We start from the raw sequence: 23323 nt of genomic DNA, 5'->3' as shown, positions 1-23323 counted from the left end.
ATCCCGTGTCCAGAGCAGAATCGAGTCGGACGTACAGCGGCCTGCCGGTTGCCGAACGTCGCGCAGCCCGCCGGGCGCGGTTCCTCGACTCCGCTCTGTCGGTCTTCGCGGAGAAGACGTACGCCCACAGTTCGATCAGCGACATCTGCGCCCACGCCGGACTGTCGCGGCGCCAGTTCTATGAGGAGTTCGGCAGCCGCGAGGACATCCTCCTGGCCGTCTACGACACGATTCAGGACGACGCCCGGGACGCCGTGCTCGCCGCGAACGAGGCGGCGCCGTCCCGCGATCCGCGGACCGTCGCCGGCTCGGTGATGACGGCCTATATCGAATCGGTCGGCACCGACGAGCGGCGCGCCAGGATCATCTTCGTGGAAGTGGTCGGGGCGGGCCCCCGGGTCGAGCAGTACCGCCTCGAGCGCCGCAGGCAGTGGGCGCAACTCTTCGAGGCGGTCGCCCGCACGATCGACGGTGGCGTCATCGACCCACCCGGGCGGTTCGAGATGGTGTCGATCGCCTTCATCGGCGCGGTCAACGACCTCGCCCACCACTGGAGCACCGCGGCCCCTCGGCCGTCCGCGTCGGTGCTGGTGGACGTGCTGAGCACGATGCTCATCGCGCTGGTCACCGACCAGTCCTGACCCGAACTTACTCGCGAGTATTGCGATACCCGTCACACCTGATCTATGGTCTGCACTCAAAGTGAGACATGGGCGTCTCACTTCGGCCCGGGGAGGACCACATGATCAGATCTAGAGCGCTGCGACACCGAATGCTGCTGGTGGGGGCGATGATGGTGGGCGCACAACTCGCCGTCGCCGCGCCGTCGGTCGGGGCGCCCGCCGGCCAGGGAACGCCGGTGGACGTGCAACCGGCCCCGGCCGTCCCCGCCTGGCCCGAGGCCGACCGCGGGTTCTACGAACCGCCGGCCGACGTGGTCGCCGCCGCCGAGCCCGGCGAGATCATCGCCGCCCGCGAAGTGCGCCTGGCGAACCTGTCCGTGCTTCCGGTGAACGTCGACGCGTGGCAACTGTCCTACCGCTCCAACAATTCGCGGGACGAGGCCATCCCGGCGGTCGCGACGGTGATCAAACCACGGGGGACGATCACCGGCGTCCGCAATCTGCTGTCGCTCCAGCCGGCGGAAGACTCCCTCGGCAAGTACTGCGCCGCCTCGTACGCGCTGCAGCAGTGGTCCGTGCCCGCGCCGCTGACCGGTCAGGTCGTCGCGCCGCTGCAGTTCCTCGAGGCCCAGGCCGCGCTCGCCCAGGGATGGGCCGTCGTGCTGCCGGATCACCAGGGCCCGAACGCCGCCTACGCGGCCGGGCCGCTCGCCGGCCGCATCACCCTGGACGGGATCCGGGCGGCGGAGAACTTCGGCCCCCTCGGCCTGTCCGGCAGGCAGACCCCGGTCGGACTGATGGGGTACTCCGGAGGCGCGATCGCGACGGGGCACGCCGCCGAACTCCACGCGACCTACGCGCCGGACCTGAACATCGTCGGCGCGGCCGAGGGCGGCATCCCCGCAGACCTCGGCGCCCTCGTCGATCTCGCGGACAACGACCTGGGCGCGGGGATCGTGCTGGGCGGCGTGTTCGGCGTGAGCCGGGACTATCCCGAACTCGCGGAGTATCTCGACACCCACCTGAATCCGCTCGGCAGGCAACTCCTCGACGCCAAGGGCAACCTGTGCGTCAGTTACCAGTCCGCGCTGCTGCCGTTCGCGAACCTGCGGGGACTGTTCGACAGTCCGAGCGGCGACCCGCTGCGCGATCCTGTGGTCGAATCGGTCCTCGACCGGACGAGGATGGGCCATCGGGTGCCGGAGGTCCCGATGTACATGTACCAGGCGAACCCGGACTGGCTGGTGCCGGTCGGCCCGGTCGACCGGCTCGTCGACACGTACTGCCAGGACCCGGACGCCCGCGTCACCTACACCCGCGACCACGCCAGCGAGCACCTGTCGCTCGAACCGATCGCCGCGGCGAGCGCCCTGATGTGGATGCGGGACCGTTTCGACGGGATCCCGGTCGACGCCGGGTGCGCCACCCACGACGTGGGGTCGATGGCCCTCGACGAGAAGACGTGGCCCATGTGGTCGTCGATCGTCGGCGACACACTCGCGAGCCTGCTCGGTCGACCGATCGGCACGTGACGGTTCAGAGTCTGCCGCCGACACCGGCGAGCAGTGTGCGCGCACCCACGTGGAGCCGGTCCCGGACGACGTCGACGGTGGTCTTCATCGTCGCCGCCACCTCGTCACAGGACATGCCCCGGTAGAACACGAGTGCGAGCGTCTCCCTTTCGAGAGCGGGCAGCGCTTCGACCGCCTCCAACACGGCCGACCTGCACGAATCCACTTGCATGAACCCATAGTCAACGACCGGTGGGCTCGGAGACAGGGACCCCAGGGTGACGATCGCACCACCCAGGGGTGAGCGTGCGGGAAACGACGGAGGGCCACCTTCCGGAAGAAGGTGGCCCTCTGTCTGCGGAGTCGATTCCGCGGTGGAGCCCCCTGTCAGGATTGAACTGACGACCGCTCGCTTACAAGGCGAGTGCTCTACCACTGAGCTAAGGAGGCGGACACGCGCGCCCATCATATCCATTGCAGGAACGTCGGCTACTTCCGCCCACATTGGCTAGCGTTGGAGCCATGAGTACCTCGGAGATCGCCACCGTCCTCGCTTGGCACGACGCCCTCAACTCCGGCGACATCGACACTCTGCTGTCGCTGTCGAGCGACGACATCGAGATGGGTGGGCCGAAAGGCGCCACGCAGGGCCTGGCGGCGTTGCGGGAATGGGCGTCCACCGCGGGCATCACGCTGAATCCGAAGCGAATGTATTACTACGACGGAGTGCTGGTGGTCGAACAGCAGGCCACGTGGTCCACGGACCCGGCGGAGACGCGTACCCTGGCCTCTGCATTCCGTGTCGTCCACGATCAGGTCATCTCCACGTTCCGCCACGAGACACTCGAGTCTGCACTCTCCGCTACCGATTTGACCGAGAAAGACCTTGTCTCCGACACGTAGTATGTCCAAGCTCACAGAATCCCTCCAACGTCTCACAGGCGACCGTCGCGCAACGGTCGATGCGGTCACCGCTGCACCTACACCACTGCAGCCGATCGACCTCACCGACGATGCGGTCGTCGCCGAAGTGCTCGACCTCGCCGTGCGCGTCGGTGAAGTGCTCCTCGCGTCCGGCACCGGGGCGATGGACACCGCCGAGCAGGTGCAGTTCATCGCCGCCACGTACGGCCTCGCCCAGTGCGATGTGGATGTCACGTACAACTCCATCGTCCTGTCGGCGTACCGCGGGCCCACTCTCCCGCCGGCGAGCACCATGCGGATCGTGCACTACCGCTCGATGGACTTCACCCGGCTCGCGGCGGTCGACCGGCTCACCCGGCGCATCCGCCGGGAAGCGGTCACCCCCGGCGAGGCGCACGAGGCCCTCACCGCGGTCACCACGGCGCCGCACCCGTACAACCGCTGGATCGCGACGCTCGCCTGGGCGTCGATGGCCGCGTCGGTGTCCGTGTTGATGGGCGGTGGGGTGCTGGTTGCCTCCGTCGCGTTTCTGACGACGATGGTGATCTACCGGGTCAACCGCGTCCTCAACCGCATCGGTCTGCCGTTCTTCTTCCAGCAGGTGGCGGGCGGTCTGGTGGCCGCGACGCCGGCGGCGACGCTCTACACGTTCCAGGATCAGCTGGGCGTCGAGATCAGACCCTCGCAGATCATTTCGGCCGGTGTGGTGGTGCTGTTGTCCGGGCTGTCGCTGGTCGGTTCGGTGCAGGACGCCATCACGGGCGCACCGATCACGGCGGCGGCGCGATTCTTCGAAGTGGTCATGATGACCGGCGGCATCATCGCCGGTGTGGCCATCTCGTTGCGTCTGACCGGCGTGCTGGGTTCGACCCTGCCCCCGGTCAACGTCGAGATCACCGAACTCGTGCAACTCCCCGTGCTGGTGATGTCGGGCGCTTTCGCGTCGATGTTCTATGCCCTGGCCTGTTACGCCGAGCAGCGGGCCCTCACCGCCGCGTGGTTCGGTGGGGCGGCGGGCGCGCTCGTGTACATGGTGGCGCACCAGTTCGGTATCGGCCCGATCATCGGTTCGGCACTCGCCGCCACCGTGGTCGGCTTCGCCGGTGGTCTGATGGCGCGTCGTGCGCTCACGCCACCGCTCGTCGTCGTGGTGGCAGGTATCACACCACTGCTGCCGGGTCTGTCTCTGTACCGGGGTCTGTACGCCCTGCTCAACAACGAGGTCGTGATCGGACTCAGCTCGCTGCTGGCGGCGTTCGGTATCGGTTGCGCGCTCGCGGCCGGGGTCACACTCGGCGAATGGATCGCCCGGACCTTGCGGAGGCCGCGGATCCTGCGCCGCACAGACGACATCCGCCGCCCCGTTTTCAAGACGAGGCGGCGGAAGCCGGTCGAAACACACACACAGAAGGCGGCCTGAGGCAGTTTCAGGTGACGGCCTCTCGACCGTCGGCCGGGGGCGACCGCCGGTGTCTCACCGGACGGTCGTCCCGGCCCGAGGCGGCGCCGAAACGCGGGCGCCGGGGCGGTCAGCTCTTGTCGACGCTGTGCCGTCCGCCCGACTTCTCGTCGGCCTCCATGGCCTCACGCAGGCTCTTCGGCCGCATGTCGGTCCAGTTCTTCTCCACGTACTCGAGGCAGGCTGCCCGGCTTTCCTCGCCGAAAACCACGCGCCAGCCTGCCGGCACCTCAGAGAACGTGGGCCACAGTGAGTGCTGGTCCTCGTCGTTCACCAGCACGTAGAAGCGGCCTTCTTCGTCATCGAATGGATTGGTGCTCATCTCGCCTCGCTTGTCGCATACGTGTCCTGTGCGTTCACACTAGCAAGCGCGCCGTTGCGGCTACGCCTTGTTACGACAGATGTAACGATCTCTCCCGCCCGCACGGCCACGTTCGACAGGAGCGACGACGTGATTCCGTGCGTTTTCTCCGTGCCGCCCTGCAGATAGATTCCCGCTGTGACGTCCGGTGAAACCGCCAATCGATAATCTCGGCCGACTTCCCGCGGCGGGTGGGTTTTCGGCGCCAGATCGCCGAGCAGCGGCTCGAGGGGGGCGGGGGTGAATCCGGTGGCCAGAATCAGTGCGTCGCAGGCAAGAGTGTCGGTGAGGCCGTCCACACCGCTGCGCACCGCCACCTCGATTCCGTCCGAAGTCTCGTCGACGGCAATGATCTCCGACGCGCGGCGCATGAACAGCCGGCGGCGTCCGCGCACGCGTTCCTGGTACTCGGTCGCGTAGAGCTCGTTGATGAGCTCGATGTCGACCACCGAATAGTTAGTACTCCTATGGACATCCAGCAATCGCAGACGCTCCTCCTCCGGGGCTCCGTGCAGGTCGTCCACGGCCTCCGGATCGAAGATGCGGTTGGCGTACGGACTGTCGTCGGCCGGGCTGTAGCCGTAACGCGAGAAGACGCTGTGGACTTCGGCTTCGGGGTAGTTCTCGTGCAGGTACTGCACGATCTCGGCGGCGCTCTGGCCCGCACCGAGGACGACGAAGCGCTGGTGGACCGGGGCCGGCATCTCACCGAGCCGGAACAGGAATTGATGGTTGTGGAAGCACCGCGCAGAGGGGTTGGCCCACTCGGGGATTCGCTCCCGCAGGCCGGCCCCCATCACGACGTTGCGTGCGATGACCGCGGAACCGTCGGCGGCACGGACCTCGAAACGGTCGATCACCCCGTCGTCGCCACGGATTCCGCGTACTGTCTCCACCGCGGTGCCGTACCGCACGTCGGCGTCCACTCGGCGTGCCGCCCACTGCAGATAGTCGTGGAACTCGTGCCGAGTCGGGAAGAAGGTCTGGTGGTTGACGAAGTCGACGAGGCGACCCTGATCGAAGAGGTAATTGAAGAAGGTGAATGCGCTACGCGGATTCCGGAACGTCACCAGGTCCTTGGGAAACGCGATCTGCATGGTCGCGCCGTCGAGCAGCATCCCGGGATGCCACCCGAATCGATCCTGCTTCTCGAAGAACTGCGCGCTGATCCGCTCGCGCGGGGGGCACTCCGCATTGTGTTCCTCGATGGCAATGGCCAGTGCGAGGTTGGCGGGACCGAATCCGACACCCACGACATCTCGCACCGGGAGATCTGTACCGGCCGTTTCCGGCGATTCACTCATAGCTCGTTGTCCGTCCTCGACGCCGCGCCGCACCCGACCCAGCCGCCGTCCGTCTTCCGGAAAGATAGTGAAGCCTATCCTTATTTCGAGCACAGTACCAAGTACTTCCGGCCCTCGCGGCGGCGAACTCCGCCCCGAAACTGCGATCTAGATCACTCTTGATCATCGGGCTCCTTCCGCCCATGCGGTGACCAGCGTCGACAACTCCGACGCCCAGCCACGGACCTCTTCGGCATCCAGCACATCCGAGGAGAAAGAGAAATATGCGTGGACGGGTCCGTCGCCGATCGGCTCGTAGAAGCTCAGCGTCAGATCCGAATCCGGCACACCCACCGGCACCGGCATGAAGCCGCCCAGAGCGTCGAGGTGACCGAGTCTGGCCTGCTCGTGATGCACGATCATGACCTGCGGACGAAGCACCGGCGTGTCGCCGAGCGCCTCCGCGACGTCGGCGAACGCCACGTCCTGGTTGTCCAGCGCGTCGAGATTCGCGGCGCGGATACGCTGCAGCAACTGCACGGGATCGGGATCGCCGCTCGTATCCGTTCGCAGCAGAACGATATTGAAGAAGCAGCCGACCAGCGCGTCCAGCGCCTCCTCCGTGCGTCCCGCGACGAGCGACCCCAGCGGGATGTCCGTGCCTGCGCCGTGCCGTGTCAGCACGGTCGCGAGTGCCGCCTGCAACACCATGAACAGGCTGGTGCCCGTGTCGCCCGCGAACTTCTGGGCCGCACTGTGCAGTTCCGCGTCGATCTCGACCGGCACGATCTCCGCCGTCCGCGGTCCGCGAACCGCTGGAGCGGGAAGTTCGAGGCGGGACGGCATCCCGTCCAGCGTCTCGCGCCAGTACGCGAGCTGGCGGGACCGGCGGCTGTCCGGGTCCCCGGGAGCGCCGGCGAGTGCCTGCGACCACACGACGTAGTCGGCGTATCCGACGGGCAGCGGTTCCCATTCGGGTTCCTCGCCCTGTGACCGGGCGGCGTATGCGCCCATCAGGTCACCGAGCAGCGGCACCACGGACCACTCGTCGACGGCGATGTAGTGCATCGCGAGGAGCAGCGCCTGGGTGCCGTCGGCACCGGTCACCAGATGCACCCGCAGCGGTGCGTGCCCGGTGAGGTCGAGGGGCTGCTGCGCCAACTCGAACACCGTGCGGTGCACGTCCTCGAACACCGTGCGGTGCACGTCCTCGAACACCGTGCGGTGCACGTCGCCGTCCCCGACGTCGACGAGTTCGAGCCTGGGCCGCACTGCCTCCTGGGCGAAGACGGTGTCGCCGACCTCCACGTACACGGTCCGCAGCGGTTCGTGCCGCGACGTGACGTCGTCGAGAGCCTGCGCCAGGATCTCGGGGTCCACAGTGTCGCGAAGCTGCAGCGACAGTGCGTGACTGGCGCGCGCGTCGGCGCCTGCCGCCCGGAACTGCTTCCAGAACCGGCGTTGCGGCCCGGACACCGGCAGCGTCTCCGGCCTCGGGTCCGCCACCGTCAGCACCGGCCTGCCGGTGGACGTGGCCGCGGCGACGATCGCGGACAGTTCCGCCACCGTGGAACTGTCGAACACGTCCCGGATGCCGATGTCGACGGCGAACCGCCCACGGATCCGGCCCACCAGCCGCATCGACGCCATGGAGTTGCCGCCGAGGTCGAAGAAGTTGTCGTGGATGCCCACCGACGGCAGGTGCAGGATCTCGGCGAACGCCGCCGCGATCTCCTTCTGCTCCGGCGTCTGCGGGGTGCCGTCCCCCGTCAGGGCCGACCAGTCCGGCAGCGGCAGTGCCCTGCGGTCGAGCTTCCCGTTGGGGGTCAACGGAAGATCGCCGTCCAGCACGACCACGAGAGTCGGCACCATGTAGTCGGGCAACCGCGCAGCGGCGTGTTCCCGTACCGCCTGCGGATCGATCTGCTCTGCCCCGTGCCCGTCGGCCGGGGTGACGTAGCCGACGAGCCGGACGATGTCGCCGGACCGATCGGCGACGACCGCCGACTGCTTCACGGCCGAGTGACTTCCGAGGGCCGCGATGATCTCGCCGAGTTCGATGCGGAACCCGCGGATCTTCACCTGGTCGTCGACGCGTCCGAGGAAGTCGATGTTGCCGTCGGCCCGCCAGCGCGCCCGGTCACCGGTCCGGTACATGCGGGTGCCCGCGCCGCCGAAGGGGCTGGGCACGAACCGGACCGACGTGAGGTCGGGCCTGCCGAGGTATCCGCGGGCCAGTCCGCGTCCGGCGATGTACAACTCGCCCGCCACACCCGGCGGCACCGGCTGCAGGAGGTCGTCGAGGACGTACGCCTGTTCGTTGGGGTCCGGGATGCCGATCGGCACAGCGGAGTTCCACCCGGGCTGCGCCTGCCACAGCGTGTTGTTGACGGTCGCCTCGGTGAGACCGTAGGCGGCCAGCAGATTGAGGCGTTCGGCCCACCGTCCGATCAGTTCCGGCGGCACGGTCTCCGTGCCCACCAGCACCGTGCATCCCTCGGGAACGTCGCATCCGGCCGGCAGCGCCGCCAGCAGGGAGGGCGGAATGATCGCATGCGTCACGGAATGCGCGGCCATGAAATCGGTGAGTTCCGATCCGGCGACGCGGGACTCGTCGGGCACGATGACCAGTCGGGAGCCCGTGCACAGTGCCATCGACAACTCGAAGACCGCCACGTCGAATCCGATCGACGCGAACTGCATCACCACCGAGCCCGGGACGAGCTTCATCCGCTGTTCGGCGGTGGCGACGAGGCTGGGAATCCCGTCGTGGGTGAGGATCGTGCCCTTCGGTTTACCGGTGGAGCCCGAGGTGTAGATGACGTACGCGGCGTGGTCCAGACCCTGCGGGGCGGGCGGCACCTGTGTGCCGTGCTCGGTGTCGAGTTCCGCGGCAACGGCGGCGTCGTCGAGGAGAACGCGGACGAGACCGTCGACCTCCGCGATGCGCGGGCTCTCCCCCGCCGTCGTCACCAGCACCCGCGCCGCGGAGTCGGCGAGCATGTAGGAGATGCGGTCGGACGGGTGGTTCAGGTCGAGCGGCAGGTACGCCGCCCCGAGCTTCAGCACCCCGAGCACGACCGCCACCATCTGCGAAGACCTCGGGACCGCCAGACCCACAACGCCTTCGGCCGAGACACCGCGGCGGTGCAGCAGCCCGGCGATGCGGTCCGCACGGGCACTCAGTTCCGCATACGTCACCGCGCCCGCGGCATCCACGACGGCCACGGCGTCGGGGGTCGCGGCGACATGGCGTGCGAACGCCTCGTAGAACGTCTCCTCCGCCACCGGTTGCGCGGTGTCGTTGAACCCGTGCACCACCAGTTCACGTTCCCCGCCGAGGAACACGTCGAGGTCGCCGACGGCGAGCCCCGAGTCGGACGCGACGGCGCCGAGCACCGCGACCTGCCTGCGCGCGATCTTCTCCGCGGTGTCCTTGTCGAACAGGTCCGAACCGTATTCGAGGCGCAGTTCCACCCGATCGTCGTCGAGGTACTCCGTGAAGTTGAACACCAGGTCGAACTTGGCTGTGCGTTCCTCGAACACCACCGGCGTGAGGGCAGATCCGGCTGCCTGCGCCGAATCGGACGTGCGGCTGTGGTAGCCGGCCATCACCTGGAACAGGGGGTTCCGGGCCAGCGTCCGCGCCGGATTCACCTTCTCCACCACGGTTTCGAACGGGACGTCCGAGTGCGCGAACGCCGCCAGGTCGGTGTCGCGGACCCGGGCCAGCAACTGGTCGAACGTGGGGTTGCCCGACACGTCCGTCCGCAGCACCACGGTGTTGACGAAGAACCCGATCAGGTCGTCGAGGCCCTGTTCGCTGCGGCCGGCGACCGGCGCCCCGATCGGCAGGTCGTCGCCCGCGCCGAGACGGTGCAGCAACGCCGCCGCCGCCGCGTGCAGCACCATGAACATGCTGGTGCCCGACGTCCGCGCGAGCGAACGCAGCGCCCGCGTCGTTTCGGCGTCGAGCGTCGTCTCGATGGCGCCGCCCGCGAAGCTGGGCCGCGCCGGACGGGTGCGGTCGGCGGGCAGCACCAGTTCTTCCGGCGCCCCGTCGAGAGTTCTCGCCCAGTAGTCGAGTTGACGGCTGACGAGGCTGGACGGGTCCTGCGGATCACCGAGGACGTCGCGCTGCCACAGTGTGTAATCGGCGTATTGCACAGCGAGCGGCGCCCAGCCCGGTGCCGAACCCTGCGCGCGAGCGGCATACGCCGTCATCAGGTCCCGCAGGAACGGCCGGTCCGACCACTCGTCGGTGGCGATGTGGTGCAGCACGATCGCCAGCACCTGCTGGTCGCCGAGCCGGATGAGGCTCGCGCGCACCGGGATCTCGGTGGCCAGGTCGAACGGCCGACCGACGGTCTCGGTGACGAGCCGGACCACATCGGCCTCGGTGCCGTCCACCACCGCGACGCCGGGGCGGACGCCGTCCAGGATCACCTGCACGGGTTCCCCGTCGTGCTCCCCGAACACGGTGCGCAGCGATTCGTGCCGCGACACCACGTCGGTCAGCGCCTGCTCGAACACCTCGGGGTCGAGTGCGTCCTGCAGTCGCAGGACGATCGGGAAATTGTAAGCAGCCGATGCGTCCTCCATCTGCTGCAGCAGCCACAGGCGTTGCTGCGCGGCGGAGAGCGGCAGGTGCTCGGGCCGTGGCCCGGCCGCCAGCACCGGACGCGTCGAGGCGGTGTCTTCGCCGATGCGGGCGGCGAGTTCGGCCACCGTCGGCGCCTCGAACAGGTCGCGCATGGTGAGGTCGGCGTCGAGCGCGGCGCGTGCCCGGCTGATCAGCCTGGTGGCGAGCAGCGAATGACCACCGAGGTCGAAGAAGTCGTCGTCGACACCCGGGACCGGAACGCCGAGGATGTCACCGAACAACTCGCACAGCACCCGTTCGGTGTCGGTGCGGGGTTCGGTGCGCACGCCACCGCTTCGGCCGAGCACGTCGTCCGCGGACGGCAGTGCCTTGACGTCGAGTTTGCCGTTGACCGTCATCGGGAGGCCGTCGACCTCGATGACCGCGGCGGGCACCATGTAGTCCGGCAACGTTGCGCGCAGCGCCCGTGAGTAATTGTTGACGTCCGGCGGTTGACAAGTACTCACGACGGCGTAGCCGACCAGCCGCTTGAACCCGCCCGGCCCCGAATCGACGACGACCGCCGCCTGGCGCACGCCGTCCAGCGCTTCGAGCGCGGAGGCGATTTCGCCGAGTTCCACGCGGTGACCGCGAATCTTCACCTGATCGTCGGTGCGGCCCAGGAAGTCGAGGTTGCCGTCCGATGCGCGGCGGACGAGGTCACCCGTCCGATACATACGTACGGATTCCCGGAACGGGTCGGCTACGAAACGCTCCGCCGTCAGCGCGAACCGGTCGAGGTAGCCGCGGGCCAACCCGACCCCCGAGATGTACAGCTCACCGGGAACGCCGTCCGGGACGGGACGCAGCCAGGCGTCCAGAACGTACGCGGACGTGTTCCAGATCGGTGTGCCGACGGTGGGCGTCGCACTGTCGGCGGTGCCGGCTCCGAGGGTGTTGATGGTGTACTCGGTGGGGCCGTACAGGTTGTACCCGCACGTTCCGTCCGTGTCCCGCAACCGGTTCCACACCGAATCGGACACCGCCTCGCCGCCGAGAAGTACCAGCGGCGGCCGGTGCCGGCCCGGGCCGTCGTCGAGCAGACCCTCCTCGATCAGGTGCTGCGCGTACGTCGGCGTCACGTTGACGACGTCGATCTCGTGGGTGTCGCAGTAGGCGACGAGCGCCTCGGCGTCACGCCGCAGGTTCTCGTCGCAGATGTGGACCTCGTGCCCCTCCACCAGCCACAGCAGTTCCTCCCACGACATGTCGAACGCGAACGACACGGTGTGGGCGATACGCAGTCGCCGCCCACCCGCCGCGGCCACGACGGGCTCGAAGATCGCCTCACGGTGGTTGAACTGCATGTTGGTCAGTCCGCGGTACGGGGTGACGACGCCCTTCGGCTTGCCGGTGGACCCGGACGTGTAGATGACGTACGCCGGATGGTCCAGGCGCCCGGGGGTTCCGGGCGCGAATCCGCCGAGTTCGGCCTCCGACAGCGGAGCGGATCCGACCGCGCCGAGGTCGAGGGTGTCGACGGCCAGCGTGTCGACGGCTGCGGCGGCGAGCGTCCCCGCGACGTCCGACGTGGTGACCAGGACCGCCGGCCGGGCGTCGTCGAGCATCGCGACGAGCCGCTCGGCCGGATGGTCCAGTTCGAGTGGCAGATAGGCGGATCCGGTGCGCAGGACGGCGAACAGCGCCACCACCATCTCGACCGTCCGCGGTAGTGCGAGCGCGACGATCCGTTCCGGTCCCGCGCCGTGGCCCAGCAGCAGCCGGGCCATCCGGTTCACGTCGGCGTCGAGTTCGGCGTAGCTCACCGCGCGGTCCCCGAACACGAGGGCCGTCTCGCCGGGACGGACGAGCGCCGCCTCGGCGAACAGGTCGGCGATGGTCGCGTCGGGCAGGGCCTTCGGCTCGGCCGGCACGGGCAGTGCGGCACCGGCGATTCCGCCGACCGGACCCGACAGGTCCGTGGACCACTCCTCGAGCACGGTCACGTACCGCGACAGCATGCGTTCGACCCGCGACGCCGGGATCTTCTCGGGGTGGAACTCGAACTTCACCTTCACGCTCGCGCCGGGTGTCACGACGACCGTGACCGGGTAGTGCGTGTGGTCGATGCTGTCGCCGCCGCTGATGTCGTGCGCCGCGTTGAGCGCCGACACCTGCTTCTCGTCCACGAAGTTCTGCAGCACGTAGAGCACGTCGAACAGTTGCCGGTGCTCCGAGACCCGCTGGATGGAGGCCAGCCCGAGATAGTCGTACGGGGTCAGCGCCAACCGCTCGGACTGGATGCGCCGCAGCAGGTCCGCGACGGTCTCGTCGGGGCGCAGTGTGGTCCGGACCGGGACGGTGTTGAGGAACATTCCCGTCACCGCGTCGATGCCGGGGACCTCGGGTGGCCGTCCGGCCACGGTCGTGCCGAACACGAGGTCGCGGCGTCCGGTCTCGATTCCGAGGACGACGGCCAGTGCGGCGTTCAGTACCGCGTTGAACGTGACACCGGCGCCGCGGGCACCGGCCCGGAGCCGTTCACTCAGGTCCTCCGGCAGCACCGCGTCCCGGCGCTGCGGCGGCTCCGGGTCCCCGGTGATCGTCGCGGCCAGCAGCGTCGGCTCGTCGAGCCCGCCGAGCGCGTCGGTCCACGCCGACTGTGCGGCGTCGGCGTCGCGGGTGGCCAGCCACTGCAGATAGTCCTCGAAGGACCCTTCCGGGGCGGGGAAGCCGGAGTCGTCGCCGCCCGACTCGTAGAGGGCGAGCAGCTGGCCGACGACGATGCCGTTGGACCAACCGTCCCACAGCAGGAACTGCCGGTTGATCACCAGGCGGTCGTGGGAATCGCCGAGCCGCAACACCATTGCCCGCCACAGCGGCGGGGAGGTCAGGTCGAACGGTGTCAGCCGGTCCTGCGCCGTCAATTGTGCGGCGTAGGAATCGCGTTCGGTCTCGTCGAGTTCCCGCAGGTCGAATTCGGAAACGGGCACGTCCAGTCCGGTGCCGAAGAACTGCACCGGCGCGGGCAGGCCCGCACTCACGAATCCCGCTCGCAGCGTGGGGTTTCGACGCTGCAGGGTCCGCAGCGCCGCGGCGAGCCGGTCGGTGTCGAGTCGATGCTCGAAGTCGAGAGAGAACTGTGCCGTGTAGATGTCGTTGCCGGAGTCGAACCCGGCCTGGAAGTACAGACCCTCCTGCAGCGGCGACAGCGGCAGCACCGTGTCGACCCCACTCGGGCTCGCCTGGACGATCTGGTCGATCTCCTCCTGCGTCAGCGTCACGAGGGGCAGGTCGGACGGCGTGAGCATCGCCGGTCCGTCGTATTCGGCGGCGGCGTCGGCGAGTTCACGCAGTGCGGCCACCCAGCCGTCGCTCAACGCGACGGTATCGGCCTCGCTCAGGTCGGCCTCAGACCAGGCGAAGACGGCCTGCAGTTCGGCGCCCTGCGCGGACTCCTCGCACAAGGCGTTGATCACCAGCCGGTAGGGGCCCCCGAGGTCGGCATCGGGATCGGTTGCCAGTGAATCCGATTCGACTGCCTGCGTCCACGGCCCGGGCGGTGTGTGCGGCATGCGGCCCAGATAGTTGAACAGCACCTGCGATTCGGACCGTGCCGCCAGGAGACCGGCGGTACGCGCGTTGACGTACCGCAGCATGCCGTAGCCGATACCCCCGTCGGGCGCGCCGCGCAACTGTTCCTTGACGTCCTTGAGCGTGTCGAGTGCGCCCGCGCGGCTGCGCAACCGGACAGGGGTGACGTTGGTGAGCCAGCCGACCGTGCGGGAGAGATCCACACCCGCGGCGAGTTCTTCGCGTCCGTGCCGCTCGAGGTCGACCAGCAGGTCGTTCGCGCGTCCGCGCTCGGCGAGCCAGCGGTCGGCCGACAGTCGCAGCGCCGCGAGCAGCACGTCGGTGACGTCCGCGCCGACGACGGCGGGCACCGTGGTCAGCAGGGCCGTCGTCAGCTGGCGGTCCAGGCACACCGTCCGCCGGGCGCCGCCGCTCACCACGGCGTGCCCCTCGGTGCCGGGCACCAGGTCGGCGCCGGGTCCGGTGACCCGCAACCAGTGGTCGAGTTCTGCCAGACGTGCCGGTTCCTGCGCCTGCTCGGTGACGACCCTCGTGAATCCGCGCAGCGACGTGGGCACCGGGTCGAGTGCCGCGTTCTCGCCGCTGTCGGCCGCCACCCACGCCATGGCGAGGTCCTCGATCAGGGTCCGCCACGATACCCCGTCGATCACCAGGTGGTGCGCGACGAGCAGGAGTCTGCCCAGTTCCCGCGGGCCGGCGTCGAACCACACCGCCGACAGCATGATGCCGTCGTCGGGGTTCAGCCGGTCGGCGGCGGCGTCGGATTCTGCTGCCACCGTCTCGCGCAGCGCGTCGGCGTCGAGTCCGGTGACGTCGACCCGGCGCAGCGTCAGATCGGCGGTGGCGGCGATCTCGAGCGACCACACACCCGGCGCGTGCCGGGTGAGCTTCTGCCGCAGGCCGTCGTGGTGGCCGATCACCGCGTGCAGGGCCGCCGTGAGCACGGTGGCGTCGGTGCCGGCCGGGGTGTGGAGGAGAACGGCCTGGTTGAAGCGGTTCTTTCCGCCACTCCACTCGGACAGCCGGTGAACGACGGGAAGGGGCAGCAGGACGCCGATCCCCGAGTCCTCCACCCGCGGGGGCTGCGCGACGGCGGGGTCCGCGACCAGACGCGCGAGCGCGGCCGGCGTCCGCTGTTCGAAGATCTGCCGCGGGGTGACGGTGATCCCCTCCCGGCGCGCGAGGTTCACCAGGCGGATGGCGAGGATGCTGTCTCCGCCGAGGGCGAAGAAGTCGTCGTCCACCCCGACCTCCCCGAGCCCGAGGACCTCGGCGTAGTGCGCCGCAAGCATTCCGGCCGTTCCGCTCTCCACGGCCGGCTCCGCCGTTGCCTGCGCTGCGAAGTCCGGCGCAGGAAGGGCTTTGCGGTTGAGCTTGCCGCTGGGGCCGAGCGGGAACTCGGCCAGGTTCACGAACGCGACGGGCACCATGAACTCCGGCAGCGCCGAGGCCAGGCGCGCGCGGACGTCGCCCGGGTCGGCGTCCCCGACGACGTAGCCCACCAGCTGCTGCTGACCGGGACGGTCCGAGCGCACGACGGCCGCGGCCTGCCGCACGCCGGGGCAGTCGGCCATCCGGGCTTCGATCTCGCCCAGTTCGATGCGGAACCCGCGCAGCTTCACCTGGTCGTCGATCCGGCCGAGGTACTCGACCGCGCCGTCCGCGTTCACCCGGGCGACGTCGCCGGTGCGGTACATGCGGGACCCGTTGCGGGAGAACGGATCGGCGACGAATCGTTCGGCGCTGAGACCGGGCCTGCCCAGGTAACCGCGGGCCAATTGCGGCCCGGACAGATAGAGCTCACCGGCGGCGCCCGCGGGCACGGGCTGCAGGTACCGGTCGAGCACGTAGAGTCCGGTGTTGGACGTCGGCAGGCCGATCGGCACGGACGGTGCGGCCGCCTCGATTCCCTGGACGGACGCGGCGTAGCTGACGTCGACCGACGCCTCGGTGGGACCGTAGAGGTTGTCGAGTTCCACTCCCGGCAGCAGTTCGGCGACGCGCCGCGCGGACGCCACGGGCAGCGCCTCGCCGCTGCAGGAGATGATCCGCAGACCGGTGCACCGGGCGGCGGCCGGGTCGGCGAGGAACACCTCGAGCATCGACGGGACGAAGTGCACGCGCGTGATCGACTGCCGCACGATGACGTCGGCGAGGTACGCCGGGTCCTTGTGACCGTCCGGCCGGGCCAGCACGAGCGTCGCGCCGGCGAGCAGTGGTCCGAAGAATTCCAGCACCGACACGTCGAAGCTCGACGGGGTTTTCTGAAACACGTTGTCCGAAGCAGTGATCGGGCGGAACCGCTGGACCCACAGCAGGCGGTTGACGATGCCGGCGTGCGGCACGACGACGCCCTTGGGCCGTCCCGTCGAACCCGATGTGTAGATCACGTAGGCCGGGTGCTGCGGTGCGAGCGCAATGCCGGTCAGCGGCTCGGGCGAGTACCGGTCGGCGTCGGCCACCCGGACCTCCGGGACGCCGGAACCAGCGAGCGGCACGGTGCCGTCGGTGAGAACGCACACCGGCTGCGCGTCGGCCAGCATGTACGCCAGCCGGTCCGCGGGGTATCCGGTGTCGAGCGGGACGTAGGCGCCGCCCGCCTTCCCGACCGCGAGCAGCGCCACCATCAGGTCCAGCGAACGGGGCAGTGCCACCGCGACCTTCGACTCGGGTGCCACCCCGCGCTCGACGAGCAGCCGGGCGAGGCGGTTGGCGCGCGCGTGCAGTTCCGCGTACGTGAGGTGGTCGTCCTCGAACACGACGGCCACCGCGTCCGGCGTCCGCTCGGCCTGCTCCTCGAGCAGGGCCGTCACGGTCGTGTCGGGGAACTCCACCTCGACATCGCGCAGTGCGGCCTCGATCGGCTCACGCGACGCCAGCGCGACGGCGGACACGGTCTGGTCGACGTCGCGGGTCAGCTCGGCGAGATAGGCGATCGTCGACTCCGCGAACCGGGCCGCGGTCGCTCTGTCGACGCGGGCGGCGTCGTACTTCAGCTCGAGGGTCAGCGCGTCGCCGGGCACCACGATCAGCGTCATCGCGTACGGCGGGTGCTCGTCGAAACGGATACCGGTCAGCTGTATCGCACCGCTGGGATCCGCGACCGCACCGTCGCCGAGGGGATAGTTCTCGAACACGACCAGCGTCTCGAAGAGGTTCTGCAGTCCCGCTTCCCGGCGCAGCTCGGCCAGTCCGAGGTACTGGTGGTCGAGCAGCGTCGACTGCTCGTGCTGCCACCGGGCGAGGGCCCCGGCCACCGTGTCGGTGGGCCGGTACCGCAGCCGGGCGGGAACGGTGTTGATGAACAGGCCCACCATGGTCTCGATGCCGGGCAGGTCGCCGCCGCGACCCGACACCGTCGAACCGAACAGCACGTCCTCGCGGCCGGTGAGGCGGCCGAGGACCAGGCCCCACGTGCCGTGCACCAGTGTGCTGAGCGTCAGTCCGCGGGCCCGGCCGACAGCGGTGAGGGCGGCGGTGGCCTCCGACGGCAGGGCCACCCGGACACTGCGGATCCCGAACTCGCCCTTCGGGGTGGGTGCCGGAAGTTCCACCGGCTCGGGAGCATCGGCGAGCGCCTCCCGCCACACCGCGAGCGAGGCCTGACGGTCCCGCGCGCCCAGCCATTCGAGGTAGTTGCGGTAGGGCGTGGGTGTCGGCAGCGCCAGCGGCTTCCCCTCGACGCTGTACAGGGCCATCAGCTCACGCAACATCACAGGCACCGACCACCCGTCGGCGACGAGGTGGTGAATCGACTGCAGCAGAAGGAACTTGGTGCCATCCAGGCGGGCGAGCGTGTAGCGCAGCAGGGGACCGCGGCCGAAGTCGAAGCCCCGCGCCCGGTCCGCCGTCAGCACTTCTTCGACGCGCTGCGCCGGATCCGCGACGCCGGTGAGATCGAGTACCTCCATCGGCACCCGAACGTCGTCGCCGATCACCTGGACCACCCGGCCGTCCGAGACCGCCCGCACCCCGGCGCGCAGGGCCGCGTGCCGGTCGACGACGGCCTGCAGTCCGCGGTGCAGCGCCGCCGCGTCGACGGGTCCGGTCAGTTCGATCACCTGTTGCACGACATACGGGTCGGCACCGGTGTCGTCGAATGCCGACTGGAAGTAGATGCCGTCCTGCAGCGGTGTCAGCGGCAGCACATCGGCCGCCCCCGCCAGCGCGTCCACGTCCGGCTGGGTCAGCGAGACGAGCGGGAAGTCCGAAGGCGTCTGTCCGCCGAGGTGGCCGACCCCGGCGAGTACCCGCAGCACCGCGGTCCATTCGTCGGCGAGGACCCGGACGGCGTCGCGGGTGAGCACACCGGGCGCCCACGTCAGTGTCGTCCGCAGCACCGGACCGTCGGCGCCGTCCTCGGCGATCACGTCGAACGCGAGGGCATGTCCGAGCGGCATCCTCGGGTCGTCGGCGCCGCCCATCGCCCGCGGCAGCCAGTCGGCGCCGGTGCCGGACGTCACCCGACCGAGGTAGTTGAACAGCACCTGCGGTGTCGGCTCCTGCCCGAATTCCGGCTCCGCGGCACCGAGGTAGCGCAGGGCGCCGTAGCCGAACCCTGCACCAGGAACGCGGCGCAACTGGTCTTTCACCATCTTGAGCGCGTCGGCGATTCCCGCTTCGTCCGCCGCGGCCCCGGGGTCGAGGACCACCGGGTAGACGGTGGTGAACCAGCCGACGGTCCGGGAGAGGTCGATGGCGGGTCCGTCGGTGCGGCGCACGAGGTCTTCCTCGCGTCCGTGCCCCTCGACGTCCAGCAGCACGGGGCCGGGTTCGCCGTTCCGCCACCTCCGCAGCGCCACTGCGGCACCGGTGAGGAGCGCGTCTTTGACGTGGCCGTGGAATGCCGCGGGCACCGTGGACAGCAGCGGTCCCGTGAACTCCGGAGGCAGTGTCACCGTGAGGGTTTCGGCGTCACCGGCGAGGTCGAGAGCCGGGTCGAGCGCACGCGAGCCGAGGAGCGGGTCGGGTGTGGCGGCCGCGTCCGACCAGAACGACAGTTCGTGGTCGAATGCGCCCGACTTCGTGTGCTCGTCCAGCAATTCGGACCAGCGGCGCAGCGAAGTCCCGACCGGAGGCAGTTCGGGGACGCCCCCGGCCGTCACGGCGGTGCCCGCGCGGGCGAGGTCTTCGAGGATGATGCGCCAGGACACCCCGTCGACCACCAGATGGTGACCGATCAGCAGCAACCGGCCGGGGCCCTCGGCGGCGGAGAAGAGGACGGCCTGCAGCATCGTGCCCGCGTCCGGGTCGAGCCGTGCGACGGCCGCCTGGGTCTCGCTGTCGAGTTGCTCGGCACTGCCGTCGAATTCGACGACCCGGAGGATTCCGTCCATGGAGGCGGGCGCCGGTTCCGGCACCGAAAGCATCCACTGTTCACCCCGGACCAGCGTCGCGCGCAGGGCGTCGTGCCGCTCGAGCACCGCCGCCAGGGCCGTCCTCGCGGCACTCTCGTCGAGGGCCGCCGGAGTCTGCACCAGCACCGACTGATGGAACGCGGCGATCTCGCCGCCCCTCGCGGCGGTGCGCGCGAGGATGGGGGTGCAGCGGACGTCACCGACCGCGATGTCGTCCGAATCCACGGCGGCCGCGGTCCGGCCGTCCTGCGCACGGGCGAGCGCCTCCGCGGTGCGGAGCTGGAAGACCTCCCGCGGGCTGATCGAGAGTCCCTCCCGCCGAGCGTGGTTGACCAGCTGGATCGCGACGATGCTGTCGCCGCCCAGCGCGAAGAAGTCGTCGGTGACACCCACCGACTCCACCCCGAGGACGCCGGCCATCAGTGCGCACAGGGTTTCCTCGGCGGCGGTGCGGGGCGCGACGTTCTCACCGGCGGCGCCCAGGTCCGGTTCGGGCAGTGCGCGCCGGTCCAGTTTTCCGTTGGGGGTGAGCGGGAACCGGTCGAGGATCACGAACGCCGACGGCACCATGTACTCCGGCAGCTTCGACGACGCCCAGGCCCGCAGCTCGGCGACGTCCGGGACCGAACCCTGCTTCGCCACGACGTACGCCGCGAGATACTTGGCACCCGAGGGCGTTTCCCGCACGACGACGGCGCTGTGCCGGACGGCGGGATGCGACACGATGCCCGCCTCGACGTCCTCGAGTTCGAGCCGCATGCCCCGGATCTTCACCTGGTTGTCCGCGCGGCCGAGGAAGTCGAGGGAGCCGTCCGGCGCCCACCGGGCAAGGTCGCCGGTCCGGTACAGCCGGGAACCGTCGGTCGCGAACGGATTGGCGACGAAGCGGGACGCCGTCAGCCCCGGTGCGTCGACGTAACCGCGTCCGAGGAGGAATCCGCCGGCGTACAGTTCACCGCCGGTGCCGAGCGGCACCGGGTTCAGGTGCTCGTCCAGCACGTACAGCTGGGTGTCGGGGTTCGGGCGCCCGATCGACGTCGCGATCCGCGCGGCGTCCTCCCGGTAGATCACGTGCGACACCCCGATCGTCGCCTCCGCCGGACCGTAACCGTGGTACATCGTGATGGCGAGTTGCGCTCGGAATCTCTCGAACAGCCGGGGTGTGAGAACCTCACCGCCGCACCACACGTGCTTCAGCGCCGACAGGTGGTCCGTACCCCGGGACAGGTCGAGCAGGACGTCCAGCATCGAGGACACGAGGTAGACGAACGTCACCGACTCGCGCGCGATCAGGTCCAGGAGATACTGCGGGTCCCGTTCCCCGCCGGGCTCGGCCACGACCAGCCTGCCACCCGACACCAGCGGCAGCAGGATCTCGTTCACGGAGATGTCGAACGACAGCGGTGCCTTGAACAGCGACGCGTCCGCCGGTCCGAATCCCAGGATTTCGTCGCGCTGCCACAGCAGTCGCGCGCAGACGGCCTCGTGCCGGATCATGGCCCCCTTGGGCCTGCCCGTCGAACCCGACGTGAAGATGACATACGCCAGCCGCGCACCCTGCACGGTCACGGTGGGCGGTTCGGTGGGCTGCTCGGCGTACGCCCACGACGCGAGGTCGACGGGCACGGCCCGCTCCCCCGCGTCGGTGACCCCGCCGGGGCCGGTGAGAACGAGGGAGGCCCCGGCGTCGGCGAGCACCGACGTCCGGCGGTCCTGCGGCCACGACGGGTCGAGCGGCACGAACGCCCCGCCCGAGCACATGACGGCGAGCAGTCCGGTCACCATTTCCGCGGATCGCGGAAGGCCGATCGCCACAACGGTTTCCGGCCCGACACCGCGATCCAGGAGGTGCCGGGTCAGCTGCGCCACCCGCTCCCCGAGGTCCCGGTAGGTGAGCCGGACGTCGCCGGCGATCAGGGCCTCGGCATCGGGTGTGCGCAACACCTGGGCGTGGAACAGTTCGGGCACCGTCGCCGATTCCCGTGCGGTCGCGGTGTCGTTGAACTCCACCAGCAACTGCCGCCGCTCCGCCTGGGTCATCGGATCGAGCGACGCGATGGGCTGCGCCGGGTCGGCGACGAACTGGCCGACGAAGTGCTCGAGCCTGCGGCGATGCGCCTCGAGCTCGGCCCCGAGACCGGCCGGCGCCCGCAGGTCGATCTGGATGGGCTCCGAATCCTGCCCACCGCGGATCGAGAAGTCGAGGTCGCGGACCGGTCCGGTCGCCGAACCCCGCACCCACGCCGGGAACCCGCCGAACGTCAGCGCATGCTCGAACATCATGGAATTGATTCCGGGACCGAAGATCTGACGGTCCGGGTCGATCGACCGCAGTTCGCGGGCGAGGTCCTCACCGCGGTAGCGCCCGTGCCGCAGCACCGAGATCAGCGTCGTGTCGATGCGGGTGGCGAGCTCACCCACCGTCATCTCGGGATCCACCTGAACCCGGAGCGGCAGGATCGTCGAGCACATCCCCGGGATGCGGCGCAGTTCGCGCCCGACCCGCGCCGTCATCGGCAGCGACAACGTGAGGTCGCGGCGGCCGGTGAGCCGGTGGATGTACGCCACGACCGCGGCGAGCGGCAGGCGGGTGCGCCGGATCCCGGCGTCGGAGGCGAACGCGTAGAGCGCGTCGGCGTCGTCCCCGTCGATCTCGACGAGGGCGGAGATCGGCGTCCCCGAGTGGTCGACGACCTGCGGCAGCAGCCGCGGCGGCTCCGGCGCGTCGACGACCTGCCGGAGCCAGAAGTCGCGGTCGGATTCGAAGCGCTTCGAGGCACGGTAGTCGCGGTCGGAGATCACGAGGGTGTCGAGGGGCCACGGCGCCGTGGACGTCGCGAGTTCCGGATGCTCGTATCGATCGACGACGTCCGCCACGAGCAGGGTGATGCCGTAGCCGTCGATGAGGCTGTGGTGGTAGCGCTGGTACCAGATCACCGACTCGTCCCCGGTGCGCAGGAGAGCGTGCCGGAACAGCGGTTCGTCGCCCTCGATGCCGACGACGGTCTCCATGTCGCGGTCCATCCACGCGCGCGCACTCGTCTCGGGATCCACGTCGCGGCGCAGGTCCACGACGCTCAGCGTCCAGTCGCCGGGCGCTGTCGGCACCTGCAGCAGTTCGTTGCCTTCGCCGCGCTCGAAACGCACGTGCAGGGCATCGGCCCGTTCGACGGTCTTCCGGATCGCCGCGACGGTCCGGTCCAGATCGATCGGGCCCGCAACCTCGACGACGAGCGAGAGGTTGAAGACCGGGCTGCCCGGGTTCAGCTGCTGCCCGACCCACACCTCGGACTGCGCGGCCGTCACCGGCAGCGCGACAGGCGTCGAACCGGTGCCGGTCGAGGAAGAAGCGCTCCCAGCCGAGTGGTGCTGAGTGCGCGCAGCCGCCGAGTGGTCCGGAGACATGGTGATCCGATCGTCCGTCGAGAGCGCCCGTCCAACGACGGGCACCCGAGGGAGTTTAGGTTAGGCTACCCACCAGCAACAAGCCGGTTGCCAGCAAGTTCACAGGCGATGGTTATCACAGCAGCGATTCCGGTTCAATCTCCCCGACCGCGTGTCCCCCGCACCGCCGACAGAATTCCCCGCGCCGAAGCGGTCACCACGTCGGGTTTTACCTCACAAACATA

8 protein-coding genes and 1 tRNA gene are annotated in these 23323 nt (G+C 69.5%); 4 read left to right on the top strand and 5 right to left on the bottom strand.

All coding sequences use genetic code 11. The features are described 5' to 3' along the window. The first annotated feature begins 5 nt into the window (after window positions 1–5). Together ROP_RS23900 and ROP_RS23895 are read left to right on the top strand one after the other, a co-directional pair. Window positions 6–641 carry a TetR/AcrR family transcriptional regulator gene (locus ROP_RS23900; RefSeq protein ID WP_015888580.1) on the top strand — a complete coding sequence of 212 codons (636 nt, stop codon included), beginning with the start codon at window positions 6–8 and terminating at the stop codon, window positions 639–641. Between the two features lie 101 nt (window positions 642–742). Then, a complete protein-coding gene (locus ROP_RS23895; protein ID WP_015888579.1) occupies window positions 743–2155 on the top strand; it encodes a lipase family protein in 1413 nt (470 codons plus the stop codon). 4 nt (window positions 2156–2159) lie between these two features. Here the strand turns inward: ROP_RS23895 and ROP_RS23890 are convergent, their stop codons facing one another. After that, window positions 2160–2366, bottom strand: coding sequence for an RNA polymerase sigma factor (locus ROP_RS23890; protein WP_015888578.1), 207 nt, complete (start codon window positions 2364–2366; stop codon window positions 2160–2162). Between the two features lie 143 nt (window positions 2367–2509). Further along, window positions 2510–2584 (bottom strand) — tRNA-Thr (locus ROP_RS23885). A gap of 72 nt (window positions 2585–2656) precedes the next feature. On the opposite strand from ROP_RS23885, the gene ROP_RS23880 reads away from it, so the two are divergent. After that, complete coding sequence (locus ROP_RS23880; protein WP_015888577.1) at window positions 2657–3037, top strand: nuclear transport factor 2 family protein; 381 nt, start codon at window positions 2657–2659, stop codon at window positions 3035–3037. Between the two features lies 1 nt (window position 3038). Then, window positions 3039–4478 carry a threonine/serine ThrE exporter family protein gene (locus ROP_RS23875; RefSeq protein ID WP_015888576.1) on the top strand — a complete coding sequence of 480 codons (1440 nt, stop codon included), beginning with the start codon at window positions 3039–3041 and terminating at the stop codon, window positions 4476–4478. A 109-nt stretch (window positions 4479–4587) separates the two neighbouring features. Here ROP_RS23875 and ROP_RS23870 read toward each other — a convergent pair whose 3' ends face one another. The 3 genes from ROP_RS23870 to ROP_RS23860 form a co-directional block, all read right to left on the bottom strand. After that, window positions 4588–4839, bottom strand: coding sequence for an MbtH family protein (locus tag ROP_RS23870; RefSeq protein ID WP_005244517.1), 252 nt, complete (start codon window positions 4837–4839; stop codon window positions 4588–4590). Next, window positions 4836–6182: a lysine N(6)-hydroxylase/L-ornithine N(5)-oxygenase family protein gene (locus tag ROP_RS23865; protein WP_015888575.1), complete on the bottom strand. Its 1347-nt coding sequence runs from the start codon at window positions 6180–6182 to the stop codon at window positions 4836–4838. The genes ROP_RS23870 and ROP_RS23865 overlap by 4 nt, the downstream gene beginning before the upstream one ends. 162 nt (window positions 6183–6344) lie before the next feature. Beyond that, window positions 6345–23099: a non-ribosomal peptide synthetase gene (locus ROP_RS23860; RefSeq protein WP_043825226.1), complete on the bottom strand. Its 16755-nt coding sequence runs from the start codon at window positions 23097–23099 to the stop codon at window positions 6345–6347. Window positions 23100–23323: the final 224 nt, after the last annotated feature.

Source organism: Rhodococcus opacus B4 (assembly GCF_000010805.1).
Classification (GTDB): domain Bacteria; phylum Actinomycetota; class Actinomycetes; order Mycobacteriales; family Mycobacteriaceae; genus Rhodococcus_F; species Rhodococcus_F opacus_C.
The sequence above is the reverse complement of the archived record's forward strand: the minus strand, read 5'-3'. Positions and strand labels throughout refer to the sequence as shown.

Coding starts and splice junctions, on each gene's coding strand:
- ROP_RS23895 (WP_015888579.1), top strand. CDS start 743: ATGATCAGATCTAGAGCGCTGCGACACCGAATGCTGCTGGTGGGGGCG.
- ROP_RS23890 (WP_015888578.1), bottom strand. CDS start 2,366: ATGCAAGTGGATTCGTGCAGGTCGGCCGTGTTGGAGGCGGTCGAAGCG.
- ROP_RS23880 (WP_015888577.1), top strand. CDS start 2,657: ATGAGTACCTCGGAGATCGCCACCGTCCTCGCTTGGCACGACGCCCTC.
- ROP_RS23875 (WP_015888576.1), top strand. CDS start 3,039: ATGTCCAAGCTCACAGAATCCCTCCAACGTCTCACAGGCGACCGTCGC.
- ROP_RS23870 (WP_005244517.1), bottom strand. CDS start 4,839: ATGAGCACCAATCCATTCGATGACGAAGAAGGCCGCTTCTACGTGCTG.
- ROP_RS23865 (WP_015888575.1), bottom strand. CDS start 6,182: ATGAGTGAATCGCCGGAAACGGCCGGTACAGATCTCCCGGTGCGAGAT.
- ROP_RS23860 (WP_043825226.1), bottom strand. CDS start 23,099: ATGTCTCCGGACCACTCGGCGGCTGCGCGCACTCAGCACCACTCGGCT.